The organism is Rhizobium oryzihabitans (genome assembly GCF_010669145.1).
Lineage (GTDB): Bacteria > Pseudomonadota > Alphaproteobacteria > Rhizobiales > Rhizobiaceae > Agrobacterium > Agrobacterium oryzihabitans.
This window is the reverse complement of record NZ_CP048633.1, coordinates 35,894-53,641: the sequence shown is the minus strand read 5'-3', so window position 1 is coordinate 53,641 and position 17,748 is coordinate 35,894. Positions and strand designations below refer to the sequence as shown.

Annotated in this window: 11 protein-coding genes and 5 pseudogenes; 9 read left to right on the top strand and 7 right to left on the bottom strand. The window is 58.9% G+C overall.

What is annotated here, in order from left to right; all coding sequences use genetic code 11:
• Positions 1 to 34: 34 nt before the first annotated feature.
• The 4 genes and pseudogenes from G3A56_RS16430 to G3A56_RS16415 all read left to right on the top strand — a co-directional run bounded on the left by G3A56_RS16430 (position 35) and on the right by G3A56_RS16415 (position 4,314).
• On the top strand, positions 35 to 685 hold the full coding sequence (locus G3A56_RS16430) for a hypothetical protein (protein WP_052821409.1): 651 nt from the start codon (positions 35 to 37) through the stop codon (positions 683 to 685).
• A 125-nt stretch (positions 686 to 810) separates the two neighbouring features.
• Positions 811 to 1,107, top strand: a complete 297-nt coding sequence (locus G3A56_RS16425) for a hypothetical protein (RefSeq protein WP_052821408.1) — start codon at positions 811 to 813, stop codon at positions 1,105 to 1,107.
• A gap of 22 nt (positions 1,108 to 1,129) precedes the next feature.
• The gene (locus G3A56_RS16420; protein WP_082186165.1) at positions 1,130 to 2,353 is read left to right on the top strand and encodes an efflux RND transporter periplasmic adaptor subunit; all 1,224 of its coding nucleotides are present in this window, start codon (positions 1,130 to 1,132) and stop codon (positions 2,351 to 2,353) included.
• 3 nt (positions 2,354 to 2,356) lie between these two features.
• A pseudogene (locus G3A56_RS16415) lies at positions 2,357 to 4,314 on the top strand (MacB family efflux pump subunit).
• Positions 4,315 to 4,625: 311 nt separating this feature from the next.
• On the opposite strand, the pseudogene G3A56_RS16410 reads toward G3A56_RS16415, so the two are convergent.
• The 3 pseudogenes from G3A56_RS16410 to G3A56_RS16395 form a co-directional block, all read right to left on the bottom strand.
• Positions 4,626 to 5,316, bottom strand: a pseudogene (locus G3A56_RS16410) (IS6 family transposase).
• A gap of 745 nt (positions 5,317 to 6,061) precedes the next feature.
• Positions 6,062 to 7,198: pseudogene (locus G3A56_RS28960) on the bottom strand (Tn3 family transposase).
• Positions 7,199 to 8,545, bottom strand: a pseudogene (locus G3A56_RS16395) (IS3 family transposase).
• Positions 8,546 to 8,638: 93 nt separating this feature from the next.
• On the opposite strand from G3A56_RS16395, the gene G3A56_RS16390 reads away from it, so the two are divergent.
• Positions 8,639 to 8,851 carry a hypothetical protein gene (locus G3A56_RS16390; protein WP_052821400.1) on the top strand — a complete coding sequence of 71 codons (213 nt, stop codon included), beginning with the start codon at positions 8,639 to 8,641 and terminating at the stop codon, positions 8,849 to 8,851.
• A gap of 6 nt (positions 8,852 to 8,857) precedes the next feature.
• Here G3A56_RS16390 and G3A56_RS16385 read toward each other — a convergent pair whose 3' ends face one another.
• Entirely contained in the window at positions 8,858 to 12,094 is a 3,237-nt protein-coding gene (locus tag G3A56_RS16385) for a hybrid sensor histidine kinase/response regulator (RefSeq protein ID WP_082179115.1), read from the bottom strand.
• Between the two features lie 252 nt (positions 12,095 to 12,346).
• Here G3A56_RS16385 and G3A56_RS16380 point away from each other — a divergent pair, with 252 nt between their 5' ends.
• Positions 12,347 to 12,637: a DUF3892 domain-containing protein gene (locus G3A56_RS16380; protein ID WP_137067665.1), complete on the top strand. Its 291-nt coding sequence runs from the start codon at positions 12,347 to 12,349 to the stop codon at positions 12,635 to 12,637.
• Between the two features lie 53 nt (positions 12,638 to 12,690).
• Positions 12,691 to 12,939, top strand: coding sequence for a DUF982 domain-containing protein (locus G3A56_RS29640; RefSeq protein ID WP_080823526.1), 249 nt, complete (start codon positions 12,691 to 12,693; stop codon positions 12,937 to 12,939).
• 56 nt (positions 12,940 to 12,995) lie between these two features.
• Here the strand turns inward: G3A56_RS29640 and G3A56_RS16370 are convergent, their stop codons facing one another.
• The 3 genes and pseudogenes from G3A56_RS16370 to G3A56_RS16360 all read right to left on the bottom strand — a co-directional run bounded on the left by G3A56_RS16370 (position 12,996) and on the right by G3A56_RS16360 (position 15,827).
• Positions 12,996 to 14,033: a sensor histidine kinase gene (locus G3A56_RS16370; protein ID WP_052821398.1), complete on the bottom strand. Its 1,038-nt coding sequence runs from the start codon at positions 14,031 to 14,033 to the stop codon at positions 12,996 to 12,998.
• A 92-nt stretch (positions 14,034 to 14,125) separates the two neighbouring features.
• Positions 14,126 to 15,133 carry a sensor histidine kinase gene (locus G3A56_RS16365; protein ID WP_052821397.1) on the bottom strand — a complete coding sequence of 336 codons (1,008 nt, stop codon included), beginning with the start codon at positions 15,131 to 15,133 and terminating at the stop codon, positions 14,126 to 14,128.
• Positions 15,134 to 15,432: 299 nt separating this feature from the next.
• Positions 15,433 to 15,827, bottom strand: a pseudogene (locus G3A56_RS16360) (DUF1236 domain-containing protein).
• A gap of 102 nt (positions 15,828 to 15,929) precedes the next feature.
• Between G3A56_RS16360 and G3A56_RS28955 the strand changes: the two are divergent.
• Positions 15,930 to 16,331, top strand: a complete 402-nt coding sequence (locus G3A56_RS28955) for a hypothetical protein (RefSeq protein WP_246231360.1) — start codon at positions 15,930 to 15,932, stop codon at positions 16,329 to 16,331.
• Between the two features lie 67 nt (positions 16,332 to 16,398).
• Positions 16,399 to 17,625, top strand: coding sequence for an IS701 family transposase (locus G3A56_RS16350; RefSeq protein ID WP_142174431.1), 1,227 nt, complete (start codon positions 16,399 to 16,401; stop codon positions 17,623 to 17,625).
• The last annotated feature ends 123 nt before the right edge of the window (positions 17,626 to 17,748 follow it).

Sequence of the window (17,748 nt, the reverse complement as noted above, 5' to 3'; positions counted from 1 at the left end):
TCTTCTCAGGTTGGAAAACGAAAAGGAAGGTAAGATGAGAAACGCTCTAATCGCCACCGCCGTGGTCGTGACAACTGTTCTTGGCGCTTCGGCCACCTCCCGAGCTGCGGAGCAGGGTGAACCATTGCCGCAGGCATCGGAACAGGCCGTGCCGCCGCTGGCCAGTCCTGACTTCGGCTCGAATAGTGCTCCGGAGCAAAGGCTGCCGCATGGCCGCAAGATGGCCGGGCCTGAGATGCTACGCCCGGATATGATGGGGCCGGATATATTGGGGTTGGCGACGAAACTTTCGGCAGCGGAAATCTATCTCGGCGTCACACCTGAACAGCTTGGTCCGTGGCGCGCCTATGCCACTGCGCTGATCGATCTTGTTTTGCCCACTTCAGAACTCAAGCCATTGCCGCCGAAGGGACCGGGTGCGACGCGGCTAGAGCCGCGTCTTGCCGGTGAGGAACTGGCCGGCATCGCAATGAAAAAGGCAGAACAGGCTAAAGCACTTCAGGACGCATCGGCTACGCTGAAACCGAAACTTTCTCCGCAGCAGGTGCAGAAGCTTGCTGAACTCGAACGCGCATTGATGCCGCCTCTGCCTCCCGTCCCGCATGATGGCCGTGCACGAGACGGTCGTATCGAGCCTCCGCATGGCGACAGGATGCCGCCGCTGCCTCAGGCAGAGCGGGGCTGACGCCACTCTTCAAAGTTTCCTCCTTTAATAGCCCCCCAGCAAAGGAGGAAATCAGCCGGAAACGGCTGAAGCCGGGGGATCGCTCGCCTGCGATCCCCGCGTGATTTTCAAGCGAGAAGATGATGATGAGATATTTCTACCTGATGCTGGCGACGGTTTTTGGTTTGAGCTTCGTCTGGTCGGTCGCTGCGGCCAGTGACAGGCCGGTGCGAGATCCGGCGGCGAAATTCCGGCAGGACGAACAGTGGCACCAACCCGTCTGCGCCAAGGAACGGCGCGAAAATGCACACGGCAAGCGTCGTCACCACACCTGCCGCAAGGCATCCGCCAGAAAGTCTGTTGCCGCCTATGAATGGATCGAAGCAGACAACGGCTTCATCCTAGTGAAACACGACATGAGGTCGGTTTCTTCTTTTGAGTAGACCGGCCGGACAGGACAGGACGATGAAAATGGCTCGCAAAGCAGGTGTGGCGCTGACGGTTGTCGCGCTCGCCCTAGGTGGCTACTGGCTGTCCTCCCAATATACGCGGGCCGCAACGCCCGGTTATATCACCTCATCTGTGAAGCGCGGTGATATCGAGCAGACTGTTCTGGCGACTGGAACGCTCAAACCCGTTCGTCTGGTGGCCGTCGGCGCGCAGGCCTCCGGTCGCATCACCGCCGTCAAGGTCGCACTTGGAGATACGGTCAAGGCGGGCGATCTCATTGCCGAGATCGATTCCGTTACCCAGAATAACAGCCTTCGCACGGCGCTGGCAGCGCTTGCCAACGTGAAGGCGCAGCGGGTGGAAAAGCAGGCGACACTTGTTCTTAACCGCCAGAGCCTTGTCCGCCAACAGGAAATGGTGTCGAAAAATGCCGCCTCCCGTGCGGATTTCGAAAGCGCCACTGCAGCGCTCGCAGTCACCCAGGCGCAGATCGAAGCGATTGACGCCCAGATCGAGGAGGCACAGGTCGCTGTCGAAACGGCAAAGGCCAATCTCGGCTATACGAGGATCACCGCGCCCATCGAAGGCACTGTTCTGTCTATCGTCAGCCAGGAAGGGCAGACCGTCAACGCCACCCAATCCGCGCCTACCATCGTCATTCTCGGCCAGCTCGACCGGATGACGGTGCGCACGGAGATTTCCGAGGCGGATGTAACGCGGGTCAAGCCGGACCTGCCGGTCTATTTCACCGTGCTGGGTGAGCCGCAGCAGCGTTACGACGCGACGCTTGCTTCGATAGAGCCGGCACCGGAATCGGTGCGCAGCGATTCCAGCTTCAGTTCCTCGACCTCTTCATCCTCCAGCTCGTCCTCCTCCAGCACGTCGGCCTCCGAGGCGATCTATTATAATGGCGTGTTCGAAGTGCCGAACCCGGAAGGCAAGCTGCGCACCTATATGACGGCGGAGGTCCATATCGTTCTTGGCGAAGCGAAGGACGTGCTGACCGTCCCCTCGGCGGCCCTTGGCAGCATGGAAAGCGACGGCAGCTATGCCGTGCGTGTGACCGACGCCGATGGCACGGTTTCCGACCGCAAGGTCGAAATCGGTTTGAACAACAAGGTCACGGCGGAAGTTCGTTCCGGCCTTGCCGAGAATGAGCGCGTTGTGACAGGCGAGCGTTCCACCGCCACCACCGCAAACGCCATGCCGGGGCCGGGCGGCCCGCCGATGGGGCTCTGAACCATGGCTGAACCTTTGATTTCGCTTAATCCGTGCGGCGGGATTATCCCTCCGGCGAAGGCACGATCAGCGTGCTGAAGAACATCGACCTCACTATCGAGGCCGGTGAGATGGTGGCGATCGTCGGCGCGTCCGGGTCGGGCAAGTCGACGCTGATGAATATTCTCGGCTGCCTCGACCGCCCGACATCGGGTAGCTACAGCATCAGGGGCCGGGAAACGGGCAATCTCGATTCCGACGCGCTTTCGGCGCTCAGGCGTGAAAATCTCGGGTTCATCTTCCAGCGCTACCATCTGCTCGCCGAACTGACGGCGCTCGGCAATGTCGAAATTCCGGCTATCTATGCCGGCAAGACGCAGGGCGACCGTAGGCACAATGCCGCAAGGCTGCTTGGCCGCCTCGGCATGGCGGAACGCCTCGATCACCGTCCCGGCCAGCTTTCCGGCGGCCAGCAGCAGCGCGTTTCCATTGCCCGCGCCCTGATGAACGACGCCGAGATCATTCTTGCCGACGAGCCGACCGGCGCGCTCGACAGCACCAGCGGCGACGAGGTGCTGCGCATCCTCGGCGAGCTGCATGCCGAAGGCCGCACCGTCATCATCGTTACCCATGACATGTCGATTGCCAGACGCGCCGGGCGGATCATCGAAATCAGCGACGGCACGATCATTTCCGACCGCAGGACGGATGCAACGCCCGTACCGCAGGACGATGCCAAACCCGTTGCCGTTTCCGGCGGGTCTTCCGGTCTCGCGGGTCTCGTTTCGTCCCTGCGCGAAGCCTTGCGCATGGCGCTTCTGTCGATGCGGGCGCACAAGCTGCGCACCTTTCTCACCATGCTCGGCATCATCATCGGCATCGCCTCGGTCATCAGCGTCGTGGCGCTCGGGCAGGGGTCGCAGCAGCGGGTGCTGCAGAACATATCGAGCCTCGGCACCAACACGCTGGAAATCTTCGCGGGCAAGGATTTCGGCGACATAAGGTCGGGCAAGATCACCACGCTCGTCGTTTCCGATGCCGAAGCGCTTGCCAAGCAATCCTATGTCGCGGCGGTGACGCCGACGGTCTCGACCTCCAGCACGGTGCGTTTCGGCGCGAAGGAGGCGAATGCGCTGGTGAACGGCGTCAGCGAGCGCTATTTCGTCGCCAAGGGCACCAAGCTGTCGCAGGGCCGCTTTTTCGATGGCGGAAGCGTCGCGCAGAAGGCGCAGGAAGTGGTGATCGACGAAAATACCCGCAAATCGCTGTTTGCGGATTTCGATGGCAGTCCTGTCGGCCAGGTCATTCTCATCGGCAAGGTGCCGGCCCGCATCGTCGGCGTCACGCAGGCGCAGCAGGGCGGTTTCGGCTCAAGCCAGAACCTGTCGCTTTACCTGCCCTATACCGCCGTCCAGTCACGCTTTCTCGGCAGCCTGTCGCTGCGCAGCATCACGGTGCAGGTGGCCGACGATGTCGATGCCTCAATCGCCGAGCAGGCTGTGACGACGTTTCTGACCCAGCGGCACGGCACACGGGATTTCTACATTCTCAACACCGACGACATTCGCCAGACCATCACCAGCACCACGCAGACGCTGACCCTCCTGATAGCCGCTATCGCTGTGATTTCGCTGCTGGTCGGCGGCATCGGGGTGATGAACATCATGCTGGTATCTGTGTCTGAACGCGTATCGGAAATCGGCGTGCGCATGGCAGTCGGCGCACGGCGCAGTGATATATTGCGCCAGTTCCTGATCGAGGCAGTGCTCGTCTGCATCATCGGCGGAACGCTGGGAATTTTGGGCAGCTTCGGCTTCGGCGCGCTTTTCTCCGCCTTCAGCAGCAATTTAGCCATGGTCTATTCCACGGCGTCGATCATCGCCGCCTTCGTCTGCTCGACGCTGATCGGCGTTGTCTTCGGTTATCTGCCGGCGCGCAACGCGTCGAAGCTCGATCCCGTCGCGGCGCTCTCGAGTGTATGAAGAATAAAATCATTGGGATCACGTTCAAAGCACTGAAAGGAGTGTAAAAGCCTTGTTCGAGGCACGCCGCAAGTTCGAACATCCAATCCCCGCTCTCGACATGGTCGCGCCACAACCGAACAACTGGCCGCTCTCAAAAGCTCACCGACGAGGGGAACACACCCCCACGGCGAAAAAAAATAGAAGACCGCCCTCTCTAGAAAGTCTCACATCGTGCTGGCCAGATCGGTGGCAATGCTACGGTGATGGAAATGGGCATCGTAAAGTTAACTTCAGCGAAGCAAACGCGTGACGCCCGCCACGTGCACTGCTCATGCGCGAGCGATCTTCGCCCATAGTTTCATTGCCGCTGTGCGCAGTTTTCGATGATGGTTGGAGGGGATGTCGTAGCGCGGGATGTGGAAGAGGGGCAATCGGATCATGGATCGAGACGAAGCGTTGCAATGCCGCTTTGACTTGAAGCGCTTCATGATCCGCTCTCGCCGTCGGACTGGTTGGTGGGAGTTCTCCGCCCGATTGTTCAGCCCTTTATGGGAGCAGTGCTCGACGCCGGCCTGTTTTGCTGCGCTGTAGGAGCGAAGCTTGTCGGTGATCACTACGCATGGCGATCGTCCCAGACCTTTCAAAAGCATGCGCATCAGGCGGTTGGCCGATTTGGCGTTGGCGCGGCTTTGCACCAAAACCTCCAGGACAAAACCGTCCTGATCCACGGCGCGCCATAGCCAATGCTTCTTGCCCCCGATCGAGATAACGACCTCATCGAGGTGCCACTTGTCACCCAGCCGGCCGGATGACCGAGGACGGATCTCGTTGGCAAAGGTCCTGCCAAATTTCTCCGCCCATACCCGCACGGTCTGATGCGAGACAATGATGCCACGGGGCCGGCAGCATGTCTTCAACCATCCGCAGGCTCAGAGGGAAGCGGAACTAGAGCCACACCGCGAGGGCAATGATTTCAGCGGGAAAGCGGTGGCGACGGTAGAGCGGATCACGGGTGGTCATGCCCCTTCATCGCCTATCAAACTCCAAGTTCCGTTAACCTTACGATGCCAGTTCTGTCTCATGGGCGCAGATGTCAAACATACTATGAACGTTTGGCTGGTGTGCACCGTCATACGGCTCTCCACATATCCCTGTTTATTTATTTTGATTCAAGTAAGCACTGAGCGTGGCATTGGTCAGTCAACTTTTTGTTACGTTCGTCGTTGTAAGGGCGCGAACGTGAGCGAAGCTGGATTGTCCCGGTAGCTCACTGGTTCTTCACCAAGGCCTAGTTGTAAGTGTATGTCTGCACGAGCCCAGTGTGTTTTTTGAGAGTAGCCTGAGCCAGATAGCCAGCAGCGGCGGGACATTTGCTTTACCTCGGCTCATTGCCTCCACGACTGACAGATCGCATTGGAGGACTTCTGCCAAGTCTGGAAGTGACCACTGGAGATTGCGCAGGCAACGGCGAAACTCTTCGGGCGCCATGGTCTTGCCACTTTCCTTCGCTTCAAGCAAAGGAACCCACCATTCTCGGCGGGTTCCCTCACGATGCACTACCATACGTTGGAGCGCGGTCTTCTGGTCCCGCGCACGCTCATAGTGTGGCACTGCGGTTAATGATGGGTTAACGGACAAAAAGAAATCCGCCGGAGCAGGTCTCATGCAAAGACACCATCAGACAAGGCCGCTTGAACCACCAGGCCAAAGCGACGTCACGACACGAAAGTGTTGAATCTGTCCGACTTTTGAGAACGTATGGTGATCACGCTGCGAGGATGGATGTTTCGCGCCGTAGCGGCCTGAGATCGAGGCTTTCCGTCGAGGTCCAGATGTAATCGCCAGTGAGACTGATGTGTTGCCACCCGAGCGGGGTGATGTGTTTGACTAGGTCGGGCGGCGTGGCGATACCCTCCCGGTTGAGTTGGGCGAAGGCCGGTTCGAGATAGAGAGTGTTCCAGTAGACGATGGCATTGATCAGCAGGTTCAGCCCGGACGCCCGGTAGAATTGACTCTCGAAGGTCCTGTCTCGCAGTTCTCCGAGACGGTTGAAGAATAGCGCACGGGCCAAGGTGTTCTGGGATTCGCTCTTGTTGAGGCCGGCCGTCGCGTTCCTGCGCATTTCGGGGCTCTGCCACCACTGGGGCAGACAGATGGACCGATTGATGCGACCGAGAGCGCGTAGCGCCAACGTCAGTCCGTTCTGGCGTGGGAATGCGGACAGCTTTGCCAACAGGGTCGAAAGCCGAACCTGCCCAGACCGGATCGTCGTGACCAGCCGCAGGATGTCGTTCCAGTTTGCCTTGTTCCGCTCGACGTCGATGGGTCGCCAACGAGCGATGCAAGGTTTTCGGGAGGTGTGTCGCCCGGAAGAGATAGAGCTTGCGATCCTTGAAACCGCGCAGCCTGGGCACAATCTGGAAACCAACGAGATGGCAAAGGGCGAAGCTCATATCGCTTACCCCGCCGGTATAGACATAGTGGGTTTCGATGGGAGATCGCTGCCATGATAGAGCAAGCCGTCGAGGACATAGATGGCTTCGCTCGCATTGGCATTCATGGCGATGATGTAGAAAGCGCCGTACTGGTCAGAGGTGAACCGGTAGAACTTGGCGCCGGGGTTGGGACTATAGCGGGCGTTGAGGTCGCCGATCGCCTCGGCGTGTCCGCCCGCCGGAAAATATTGGCCATCGGAGGATGACGTTGTTCCATCGCCCCACAAGCTTGCCAGAGGCAATTGCCTCTTGGCGTTGACGAGAATGGCGTGCGCGGCCGTGTCCCCTTCCTCGCGAATATGCCAATCGTGCGCCCAGGCGAGTTGGCGCATCTGTCCGTCGTCGAATGATTTGAGACTTTTTGGGCTTTGGAAGAATGGAGTTTCCGGCTCGGGTAGCTGGTTAATTTAAGCCGCTTTGGCCTGGTGGTTCAAGCGGCGCTGTCTGATGGTTTCTCGTTTGATCCTTTCACGTTCGAGCAGGATTGTTTGGCCGCGCCCGAAGTAGACGTCGGCCGGAGTGAGATTGTCGAGGCTCTCGTGGTATCGGCGATGATTGTAATGCTCGACGAAAGCCGCGATCTGGGCTTCGAGGTCCTCCTGGAAGAAGTAGTTTTCCAGCAGGATGCGGTTCTTCAACGTCTGGTGCCAGCGCTCGATCTTGCCCTGCGTCTGCGGATGTCCGGAAGCGCCGTGGACCTGGCCGATCTTGTATTTGTCCAGCCATTCGCCGAGATCTGAGGCGACGTAACACGGGCCATTGTCCGATAGCAGGCGCGGCCGGTGTTCGACCTTGACCTTGCAGCCTGAGGCGGCCAGCGCCAGGTCGAGCGTGTCGGTGACATCGTCCACCTTCATGCTGGTGCACAGCTTCCAGGCGATGATGTAGCGGGAATAATCGTCGAGGATGGTCGAAAGATAGAACCATCCCCAACCGATGACCTTCAGGTAGGTGAAGTCGGTTTGCCACATCTCGTTCGGGCGCGTGGTCTTGTCCTTGAACTCGTCATTGGCCTTGATGACGATATAGGCTGGCGAGGTGATAAGGTCGTGGGCCTTGAGCAGGCGGTAGACCGAAGCCTCTGAGACGAAATAGCTTTCCATGTCGGTGAACTTCACCGCCAGCTCGCGTGGCGACAGACCGGCATGATCGAGCGCGAGTGTGATGATGCGATCCCTGATATCGTCGGGGATACGGTTCCACACCCGTGACGGCGCGGATGTCCGGTCTTCCAGCCCCTCGACACCGTGGGTCTGGAAGCGATCATACCAGCGATAGAAGGTTGGTCTTGGAATGCCGAGCTTGTCGAGCGTCTGCCTGGCTGGCAGATGAGACCCCTCGATAAGCCGGATGATCTCGAGCTTTTCGGTGGCGGGATATCTCATTCTTCGTCGCCCCCATCCGCGATCATGCTTTTTTAAGCAGGCGGTTTTCCAGGGTGAGGTCGGCCAGCGCCTCTTTCAGGTCGCGGCTTTCACGGCGTAGCGCCTTGACCTCATCGCTGGTGGCCGAGCGGGCAGTGTCTCCGGCAAGCCGCTTCTTGCCCGCTTCGAGGAATTCCTTCGACCAGCTATAATACAGGCTCTCGGCGATCCCTTCACGGCGGCAGATCGCGGCAATGCTGTCTTCGCCGCGCAGCCCCGCCAGCACGATGCGGATTTCTCCTCCGACGAATGGTGCTTGCGCGTGGCGCGACGGATATCCTTGATTGTCTTTTCGGCCGCCGATGTCTGCGGCCCGGTTTTCTGTCTCATCTTCGCTTCCTTTGATAGAGCTACGATGAGCCGAAAATCCTCTCTTCTCAATTAAACCAGTTCTGTCTCATAGGCGTTGATGGCGGACAACGCATGCCCGCATTGACCGTTCGAGAGCCGGTTCTGCCGGAAGACCTCAGCCTTATCCAGCACGTCTTCGACGACGCCTGCGACAGCCACCGAATTCTTAAATCGAGCGAAGACGCCGCAGCCCTGGCGCTGATCCTGGTGCGTCAGCTTCAAAAAGGCCACCGCGACAAGGCGACCTTGAGGCTGGTGATCGACAACATGGTCGAAGCGCGCTGAGGCCGTTCAGCTTGTATCGCCTGCCACCTCAGCAACTATAGCCTTCAGTTGCTCCGGATCGAATGGCTTCGACAGCAATCGTGCACCTTCCGGTATATTGTCTGGAAGGCCACTCTGGCCGCTTGCGACGACGATACCAAGCTCCGGATTGATCAACCTCGCGGCATTCGCAAGCTCAGCGCCGCTCATTCCGGGTAGGCCAAGGTCCGTGACAAGCACATCGAAGCGCTGTCGCGTGATCAGATCAAGAGCATCCTCACCGCTGCCAGCCTCCTCGATCTCATAGCCGGCCGATAACAGCATATCGACCATGTCCAGGCGGATGAGCGCGTCGTCCTCAACGACCAGAACCCTGATTGTCTCTGGCGTGACGTCTGGCGCCGGCTTCGTCGGCAGCATAGTCTGTGGCGAAGCGGCATCAGATCGCGACTGATTTCCGAGAACCTGACGAATTTTGCGTGCCATCGCCTCGCGCGTATATGGCTTCGATAGAAGCTCGACGCCGGCGTCCAGCCGGCCATGATGGACGATGGAATTCTCCGTATAGCCGGAGGTAAACAGCACCGCGAGACGCGGCAGGCGCTGCTTTGCCTTTCTCGCAAGCTCTGGGCTTGTCAGCGATCCGGGCATAACGACGTCGGTGAAGAGGAGATCGATCGCGATACCGCTTTCGACGATCGCCAGAGCGCTTTGGGCGTCCGAGGCTTTCAGAACGCGATAACCGAGGTCGGTCAACAGATCGATGGCGGTATCGCGAACATGATCGTCATCTTCGACCACGAGCACGGTTTCCGTGCCCCCGGCCACCGGTCCAAAATCCTGTCGGACTTCGGCATCCTCGGTTGCCAGGGCTCGTGGCAGGTAGAGCTTGACGGTCGTTCCCTGCCTGACTTCACTATAGATCTTCACGTGACCGTTCGACTGCTTGACGAAGCCGTAGACCATGGACAGACCGAGACCGCTGCCTTTTCCTTCTTCCTTGGTCGAGAAGAATGGCTCAAACACCTGTTCGAGGACGTCAGGCGCGATCCCTGCCCCCGTGTCCGTCACCGCCAGCATGACATACTGCCCCGCCTCGACCTCCAGGTGATTGCGCGCATAGGCTTCGTCGAGGAAGGCGTTGCCGACTTCTACGGTCAGCTTACCGGCGCCGGCCATCGCGTCACGGGCGTTGATCGCAAGATTGAGGACGGCGTTTTCGAGCTGGCTCGGATCGATGGAAGTATTCCACAAACCGCCGGAGACGATCGTTTCGACTTCAATCGCCTCGCCGATCGACCGGCGCAAAAGATCGTCCATTCCGGTAAGAAGCTTGCCGAGATGCACCACCTTCGGCTCAAGCGGCTGGCGGCGGCCAAACGCCAGCAGCTGGCTTGCGAGCTTAGCGCCGCGGCCGACACCCGCGAGCGCATTGGTGATCCTGCGCTCCGCCTTCTCGTTTCCTACGACATCTTTTGCCAGGAGATTGATGTTGCCGGAAACGACCTGCAGCAGGTTGTTGAAGTCGTGGGCGACACCGCCGGTCAGCTTGCCGATCGTCTCCATCTTCTGGGACTGTTGCAAAGCCTTCTGCATTTCGAAGAGCTGTGCGGTTCGCTCCTCGACGCGCGCCTCGAGATAGGCGGCGCTGTCGGCGAGAGCCACCTCCGCCTGTTTCTGATCGTCGATATCGGTATTGGTGCCGATCCAGTGCAGAACGCCGCCGTTTTGCGCCAGAACGGGAACGGCGCGAGCGATATGCCAGCGATAGGTGCCATCATTCCGGCGCAGCCGAAACTCGGTCTGATAGGTCTGGGCTGACGTTCTCGCAGCATTCCATGCTTCGGATGCAGCTTCGATATCGTCCGGATGGACCATCCCGGCCCAGCCGCTCCCACCGAGTTCCTCACTCGTCATCCCGCTATAGGCAAGGACCTGGTCGTTGAACCAGTCCAGCAACCCGTCGGCGCCAGCTGTCCAGACATGGTTGGGCATGGATTGCGACAACGTCCGGAACCGCTCCTCGCTCTGGCGCATGCGCTCTTCCGCTGCCTTGCGGATGGTGATGTCGAGAAAGAGGACGGCGAAACGGTCAGGGCCCACCTTTCGAGCATGCGCTTCATACCAGCGGTTCCCCAAGGCCGGGATATGAACCTCGAACTGCCGAGCTGTTCCTGTTTCGACGACTTCACCATAGGTGGCGATCAGGTCGCTCTGGATGCCGGGGATTGCCTGAGTAACCGGTTTCCCGACGGTTTCTGCAGCGACGAGGCCTGTCTGCCGTTCAAATGCCGGGTTGATATCGATGAACACGAAATCGATTATCTTGCCGGCATCGTCACGCATGATATCGGCGGTGAAGAAGCCCTCGTGCATCTGCTCGAACAGGCCGCGCCAGCGTTCTTCGCTCTGTTGAAGCGTGACCTCGGCTTGCTTGCGCGCGGTGATGTCGAAGGCGATGCCGACGAAGCGGCGCTTGCCGGTCCGCTCGCTCGATACCACCTGTCCGCGCCGTGTAATCCAGCGAACCTCTCCGGTAACCTGGTCGATCCGTCGATATTCGGCGTAGTCCAGCGGATTGCTGTTAGCGAGCCTCGAGGGGCCTGATATTGCCCGGTCGTCGGGATGAAGCAGGCTTACCAGCAAGGTGTCGGTCACCGTCGTATCGGCATCAAGCCCCCAGATTCTTCGATATTCGTCGGAAACATCTAGCTCGCCCGTTTCCGGATACCACTCCAAGGTGCCGACACCACCGGCCTGCTGGGCAATCGCCAGGCGCTGCTCGGTGCGGACGCGATGGGTTGTGTCCTTCAGGATCGCCAGCACGCCAAGGGGCACGCCGTCATGATCCCGGACCGGGCTGAAGTCGAGGTTCAGCCAGACATCCTGAAGCTCGCCATTGCGCTCGATGACAGCATGCCGGTCGCCAAACGACAGGGTGCGGCCGTCGAGCACGATCCTGACAACCCGGGAATTGAACGTCGCAAGCTCAGGCCATGCCTCGGAAATCGGACGACCCAGGAAATCCGGATGGCGTTGACCGGCGAAGGCGGCGTAGGCGTCATTGTAAAGCATGACGCCGTCGGTTCCCCAAAGTATCGCCATCGGCACGCCGGCGCTCATCACCAGACTGAGCGTCTGCTCCAGGACCGGTGGCCACGCGATCCGTGGCCCAAGGGGCGTGAAGCTCCAATCCAGATTGTCGATATGGGTCGCAAACCCACCGGATCGGTGGTGTTTTCGTTTTGAATTTTGTTCGTTCATGGTGCTCGGCAAACAGTTTCTGTCCCGAGCTCATATCAGACTGCGGCAAAAATGTGAATCACTCTCCACTGCCTGTCCGCGTGGCTGTAGAATACGCCGGGACAACCCCCTGTTGCCAAGCCATGCCCGCCAGAGCTTGAAGTCGAACAACGGAGGGGTCCTCCACTCGGACCGCTTGTCCCTGCACTTTTCCATCCGCCACCTACATTAGTATTAGCTGTTCAAACAACATACTTGTTCGAGGAGAAGCAGGTGGCTTATCGGGTCCGGGTTCAAACGGTCATGAGACGTGCGACCGACGACGTCTGCAGTCAGATCACTCACCTCGGCGGCGCCGGCGCGACGCATTGGAAATTGCCCGTGGAAGAGGTTATCCGGCAGATAGAGGCGGGAGAACGCGAGTTTTACGTCCAGCGGCCGATCGGCGACGAAGTCGATCTGTTTGTTGCAGTCGGCCCGGGGAAGAAAAAATACCTGATGACCCTCGCTGACTTCGACCAGCCCAAGACTCTTTTGAACCTGCCATCTTGCTTCGACAGTTAAGAACTCCGGGAACAATTTTCCGTGATTAGACTTCTTTACTTGAGACCTGCGTGATGCGAGACAGTTGGGAAACGCCTGTCAAAGTCATGTTCAACGGAGATACACGCGATAGCGCGAGCACCATGGATGCCGCCGACTGTGTCTTCAGTTGCTGCCCCGAAGAATCCGGGCCAGTCTATGACACCGCCATGCGATGCTTTGCCGAAGTCTTCGATGAACGGCAGTCACCGACTAAAGCAAGAGATGCGTTTGTCGAACTGATCGAAAGCAGTCCATCCATCGAGATCGTCGCAACACGGTGACAGCTATGATCAACGATTTGGTGCAAGCCCGCTGTTTCAGTCAACATGCTTGCACGTCAGGCGCTTGTTGCCGCGCCATCCGTCTCACCATGCTGCAGCTTTGAGAGTGGCGCCTGAAACCTCATCATCACCCCAGACGGCTGGTAGTCTAGGGAAACATCGCCGTAAGCCTTCAGGCTGGATACGACCAGCCGCGATCCGAACCCGGTCCGCGTTGGCTGCTCGACTTCAGGGCCGCCGGACTCCTCCCACCTGAACGTGAACTGCTGCGCACCGTCTTCATCGGCAACCGACCAGGTGACGGAAACCTGACCCTCAGCCCCGGACAGAGCACCATACTTCGTGGCATTGGTGCCGAGTTCATGCAGAACGAGAGACAGTGAGAGAGCGGCCTGCGGCCCGAGCAGCACCGGCGATCCCTCGAACCGCAACCTCGGGCTACCTTCCAGACCCAGGCTGACAGCGGAAGCTTCGACGACTGCGGCGACCGTGGTGCTCGTCCAGTTCTCATGCAGCAGGATGTCATGTGCCCTGGAATAGGCTGCGATACGCGATTGCAGGGCCGCACCGCCCTCCTCGATCGAGCCGGCGTTTCGAAGAGACTGCATGATGATCGACTGGACGACAGCAAGAGAGTTCTTCAGCCGATGATTGAGCTCATGCATCAGCAGCTTTTGCCGCTCGACGGCCTGCCGCTCCTCCGTGCGATCACGAAGGATTTTGAGAAAGCCTTCCGCCGATCCGTTTTCCGAGCGCAGAACCATCATCTCGCCAGAGGCCCAGAATTGCGTGCCGTCCTTGCGCAGGTGCCAACGCTCGTCGGCGCCGCGGCCCTGCTCAAGGGAAGACTTCATCTCAGCTTGCGGGATACCGGCCCGCCGATCCTCAGTGGTGAAGAAAATCGCCGCCGGCTTGCCGAGCATTTCTTCCTCGCTCCACCCCAGGATGCGGGATGCACCTTCGTTCCAGATCGTCACAAGTCCGTCGAGATCCATCGAGACGATGGCATAATCGATAGCGCTGTGCAGTACGGCCTCGAGGAAGCGTTCGCGCGCCGATGCCCTCTTGCCGTTTCGCTCGATTGGTTGATCCATCACTTTGCCCTAAGCCCCGTCCTTGCGTCCACCGCTCTATCACAGGTTAATACAGGTAAAATCAAGGCGTCAACGCCTTCTCAAGCAACAGCTTAACAAGACCATTCCGAGAACGGATCGCGCAAGCCAACCTGGATGCGTGACAGAGGTGCCGTCAGCCTCCAGACGACCCTGCCGTCTGCGAGGCTCCAGGCTGCGTGTCCCGAAAGAGCGGACGGCACCAGCCGACAAAGAACCAGCCTGCCAAACCCTTCGTCTTGCGCCAAGAGGTCAGCGTATTGCAGCGCTGGTTCGGACCAACTCAGCTCGAATTCGACCGGGTTACCGTCCTCAGCCGATGATAGCTTCCAGCTCACCGATATACCCTCGCTCTCTGTCAAACCGAAGTGCATCGCGTTCATGATCAATTCGTGGAGCGCCATGCCGATATTGAGGACGGCATTGGCATCAAGGGCGATCTCCGGTCCAAGTGCCTGGACAGGATAGACGTCTTTAAAGGGTTTGAGCTGATGCGCGATGAGGTCGGCGAGGCTGACGCCGGCCCAATCGACCTGGGAGAGGAGATCATGCGAGTGGGAGAGCGCCATGATGCGTTCGCGGATCCGCTTCTCGAAATCCTCGATCGATCCGGACCGTCCCGCCGTTTGGCGTATCACCGCAAGTATCACGGCATACTGGTTTTTGACGCGGTGATTGATCTCGCGCATCAGCAGGCGAAGCCGGCGCTCGCTCTCTCGCGTCTGCGTGACGTCGCGGGCGATGCTCGACGCCCCCATGAGCTGCCCGTCCCGGCTTTTGATCGGTGAAATCGTGATAGAAATCGGAACCAGTCGCCCGTTACGATGGCGCCGCGTGGTCTCGAACGTCTCGGGTCGCTCGCCGACTTTCAGGCGGCGAAGGATCTCTGCCTCCTCATCCCGCTTGTCGTCCGGGACGATCAAGTAGATCGATTGTTCAACAGCTTCCGCCTCGCAGTAGCCGAACATTCGCTCGGCGGCCTTATTCCAGCTGACGATCGTGCCGGAGAGATCCTTGCTGATGATCGTGTCGAACGACGACTCGACAATGACCCCAAGGCGTTCTTCGGTATGTTTTTCCATGTCCGATGAGTTTCACTGTTGAGGCTGCTGCCGGGACATTTAGGTGCCGGTCTCAGAGATCAAGTCATCGGCGAAGACAATTTTTTATCGCATTGAGGCAAGTCGGCGTGCCACAAGCGCAAAGCGCCTTCATCGACAAGACAATTCAACTCCTGATTCCTGGCGTCCCGCTTATGGGACAGGCATAAGGCTTGGGAGCCTGTACCCCGGCCATAAACGGCCGCGGGCTCATTGCAACAAAAAGCCGGAATGCTGCGTGGCAGCTTCCGGCTCGTTTGAAACGGGTGATTGGCCCGGGACTATCGGACGACCTGCACCACGGTATGGGTGCGAGGGTCAATGATCACACGCTGGTCATTAACCACCGCGTATGCTCGTTGCTCGGAACAGGCGTCAACACGACCGTTTCGGGAACGGGCTTACCCACGACGATCTCCTGGCTCACGGTCACCGGAGCCGGGGCGGGTTGCTCCTGAACATAGGTTACCACTTCCTGTGGCGGTGGATCGATTGCGGTCCCAACAATGGCGCCAGCTACGCCGCCGACTGCTGCCCCGACGGGACCACCAACAATGGCGCCTGTCACGGCGCCGCCAGCGGCACCTTTAACCGTTCCATCCTGGGCAAGCGCACCAGCGCTGCTTCCGAGTAGGACTGCGATTACCGCAGTAGAGGCGAGAATTGTTCGACGCATTGGTTTTCTCCTGTTCGGTTACCAACGACAAAAGAAGCCTTTTCGAGACTTTTGGTTCCCAACGTCACGTCACGAAATACAACAATTTGAAACAGTTACGGCGTGCAGGTCATCGAACAAGCTGGCAAAACGATCATTCTCAATTCCGGATTCAAGCTATCCTTTGAGCCGCTCACACAGCTCACAGAGGAGTGGGGAACGGTCGCTACATTAGGAGAAGAGCATGACGAACGCCTGCGAATCGTCCTACCGATCGATCAAAACATGCGTGGAGTAAACATGATTGATCCGCTCTCGGTTGAACCATTGTCCGTCTATTGGGCACGGAGAAAGACGCAAGATGCGGAAGGCGACGAATGCGAGGTCGTCCAGATCAGCACCGTGTTCGGGCACGCACGCGACTATTGGAGCGTCGCAGTGCTTGGTTCGGATCAGCATTATTCCCTGCACGACTTTGAGTTCGTAGCTCCCATCCGTGCTCCAGACGTGGACGCCGAGAACTAGCACTACTTTGGCAGATTCGTGCAAGCCTGGTTTGAGATGATTTGCGCTCTCACTTTTGGGGCGCGATATGGCGGATTGGAATACGGAGCTTTCAGCATTTTTGCAGCCGTTTCTGGAGAAGCTTGGACACAAGAAACGGCGACAGATGTGTCCACTTTATGTGTCGGGGCTTATCGGCCCCGGAGACCGCAAAAGTATTGAGCCGATGGCGGAACGGTTCGCTCCAGGCCAGTATGACCGCCTCCACCATTTCATTTCCGACGGCCTTTGGGATGCTGTTCCTCTTGAGGCCGAGCTCGCGCTGCAGGCGGACAGGATCGTTGGCGCATCCGATGCGTTTCTGGTGATTGATGACACCGGCCTGCCGAAGAAGGGTGATCATTCGGTCGGAGTCGCGCCGCAATACGCCTCGATGCTGGGCAAGAGAGCAAATTGCCAGACGCTGGTGTCGGTGACGCTTGCGCGAGAAGAGGTGCCGGTCCCGGTTGGCCTGCGTCTGTTCCTGCCGGATAGCTGGATCGGTGATCAGGAGCGCATGGCGAAGGCTGGGGTCCCAGACGACATGCGGACCTCTCGCACGAAGCCGGAGATTGCTCTTGCCGAGATCGATCGGTTGATCGTGACCGGTGTCCGGTTTGGCACAGTGCTGGCTGACGCAGGTTACGGCCTGTCGGCTGCGTTCCGAAAGGGCTTGAGTGAACGTGGCCTCACCTGGGCGGTCGGTATCCCCAAGCATCAGAAGGTTTATCCCGATGATGTCGGATTGATCTTTCCCGTCTCCGGTCATGGCCGTCCTCGCAAGCATTCGATCCCCGACACCCTTTCGGTTGCCGCCGAAACGATGTTGGCATCTGCAAGCTGGAAGAAGGTCAGTTGGCGCCGCGGCACAAAAGGTCGCCTGACCGCACGGTTTGCAGCATTGCGCATCCGGATCGCCGATGGCACGCCGCAGCGCATCTATGACAAGGGACAGCAGCACATGCCGGGCGAAGCGGCCTGGCTAGTTGGCGAATGGCGATCAAACGACGAGCGCAAATACTACCTGTCCAACCTGCCCGTCGATGCGACATTGAAAGTGCTGGCGGCCGCGATCAAGGCGAGATGGGTCTGCGAACAGGCACATCAGCAGATGAAAGAGGAGCTCGGTCTCGATCACTTCGAGGGCCGATCGTGGCAAGGCCTACATCGGCACGCTCTGATGACGATGATCGCTTATGCTTTTCTCCAGCACCAGAGATTGCAAACTGCAAAGTGGGAAAAAAAAGAAGCAAAGAGTTCGCCGAGGGCCGCCTGAACCGACCTTGCCAGCCGTCCGTCGAGCCGTGATCAATGCGCTTGCTATACCGACAGCACAGATCCGATGTCCGCACTGTCAACAGCACTTTCAAAGCAAAAATTCAATTCTGCCAAAGTAGTG

Coding starts and splice junctions, on each gene's coding strand:
- G3A56_RS16430 (WP_052821409.1), top strand. CDS start 35: ATGAGAAACGCTCTAATCGCCACCGCCGTGGTCGTGACAACTGTTCTT.
- G3A56_RS16425 (WP_052821408.1), top strand. CDS start 811: ATGAGATATTTCTACCTGATGCTGGCGACGGTTTTTGGTTTGAGCTTC.
- G3A56_RS16420 (WP_082186165.1), top strand. CDS start 1,130: ATGAAAATGGCTCGCAAAGCAGGTGTGGCGCTGACGGTTGTCGCGCTC.
- G3A56_RS16390 (WP_052821400.1), top strand. CDS start 8,639: ATGCCCGCATTGACCGTTCGAGAGCCGGTTCTGCCGGAAGACCTCAGC.
- G3A56_RS16385 (WP_082179115.1), bottom strand. CDS start 12,094: ATGAACGAACAAAATTCAAAACGAAAACACCACCGATCCGGTGGGTTT.
- G3A56_RS29640 (WP_080823526.1), top strand. CDS start 12,691: ATGCGAGACAGTTGGGAAACGCCTGTCAAAGTCATGTTCAACGGAGAT.
- G3A56_RS16370 (WP_052821398.1), bottom strand. CDS start 14,033: ATGGATCAACCAATCGAGCGAAACGGCAAGAGGGCATCGGCGCGCGAA.
- G3A56_RS16365 (WP_052821397.1), bottom strand. CDS start 15,133: ATGGAAAAACATACCGAAGAACGCCTTGGGGTCATTGTCGAGTCGTCG.
- G3A56_RS16350 (WP_142174431.1), top strand. CDS start 16,399: ATGGCGGATTGGAATACGGAGCTTTCAGCATTTTTGCAGCCGTTTCTG.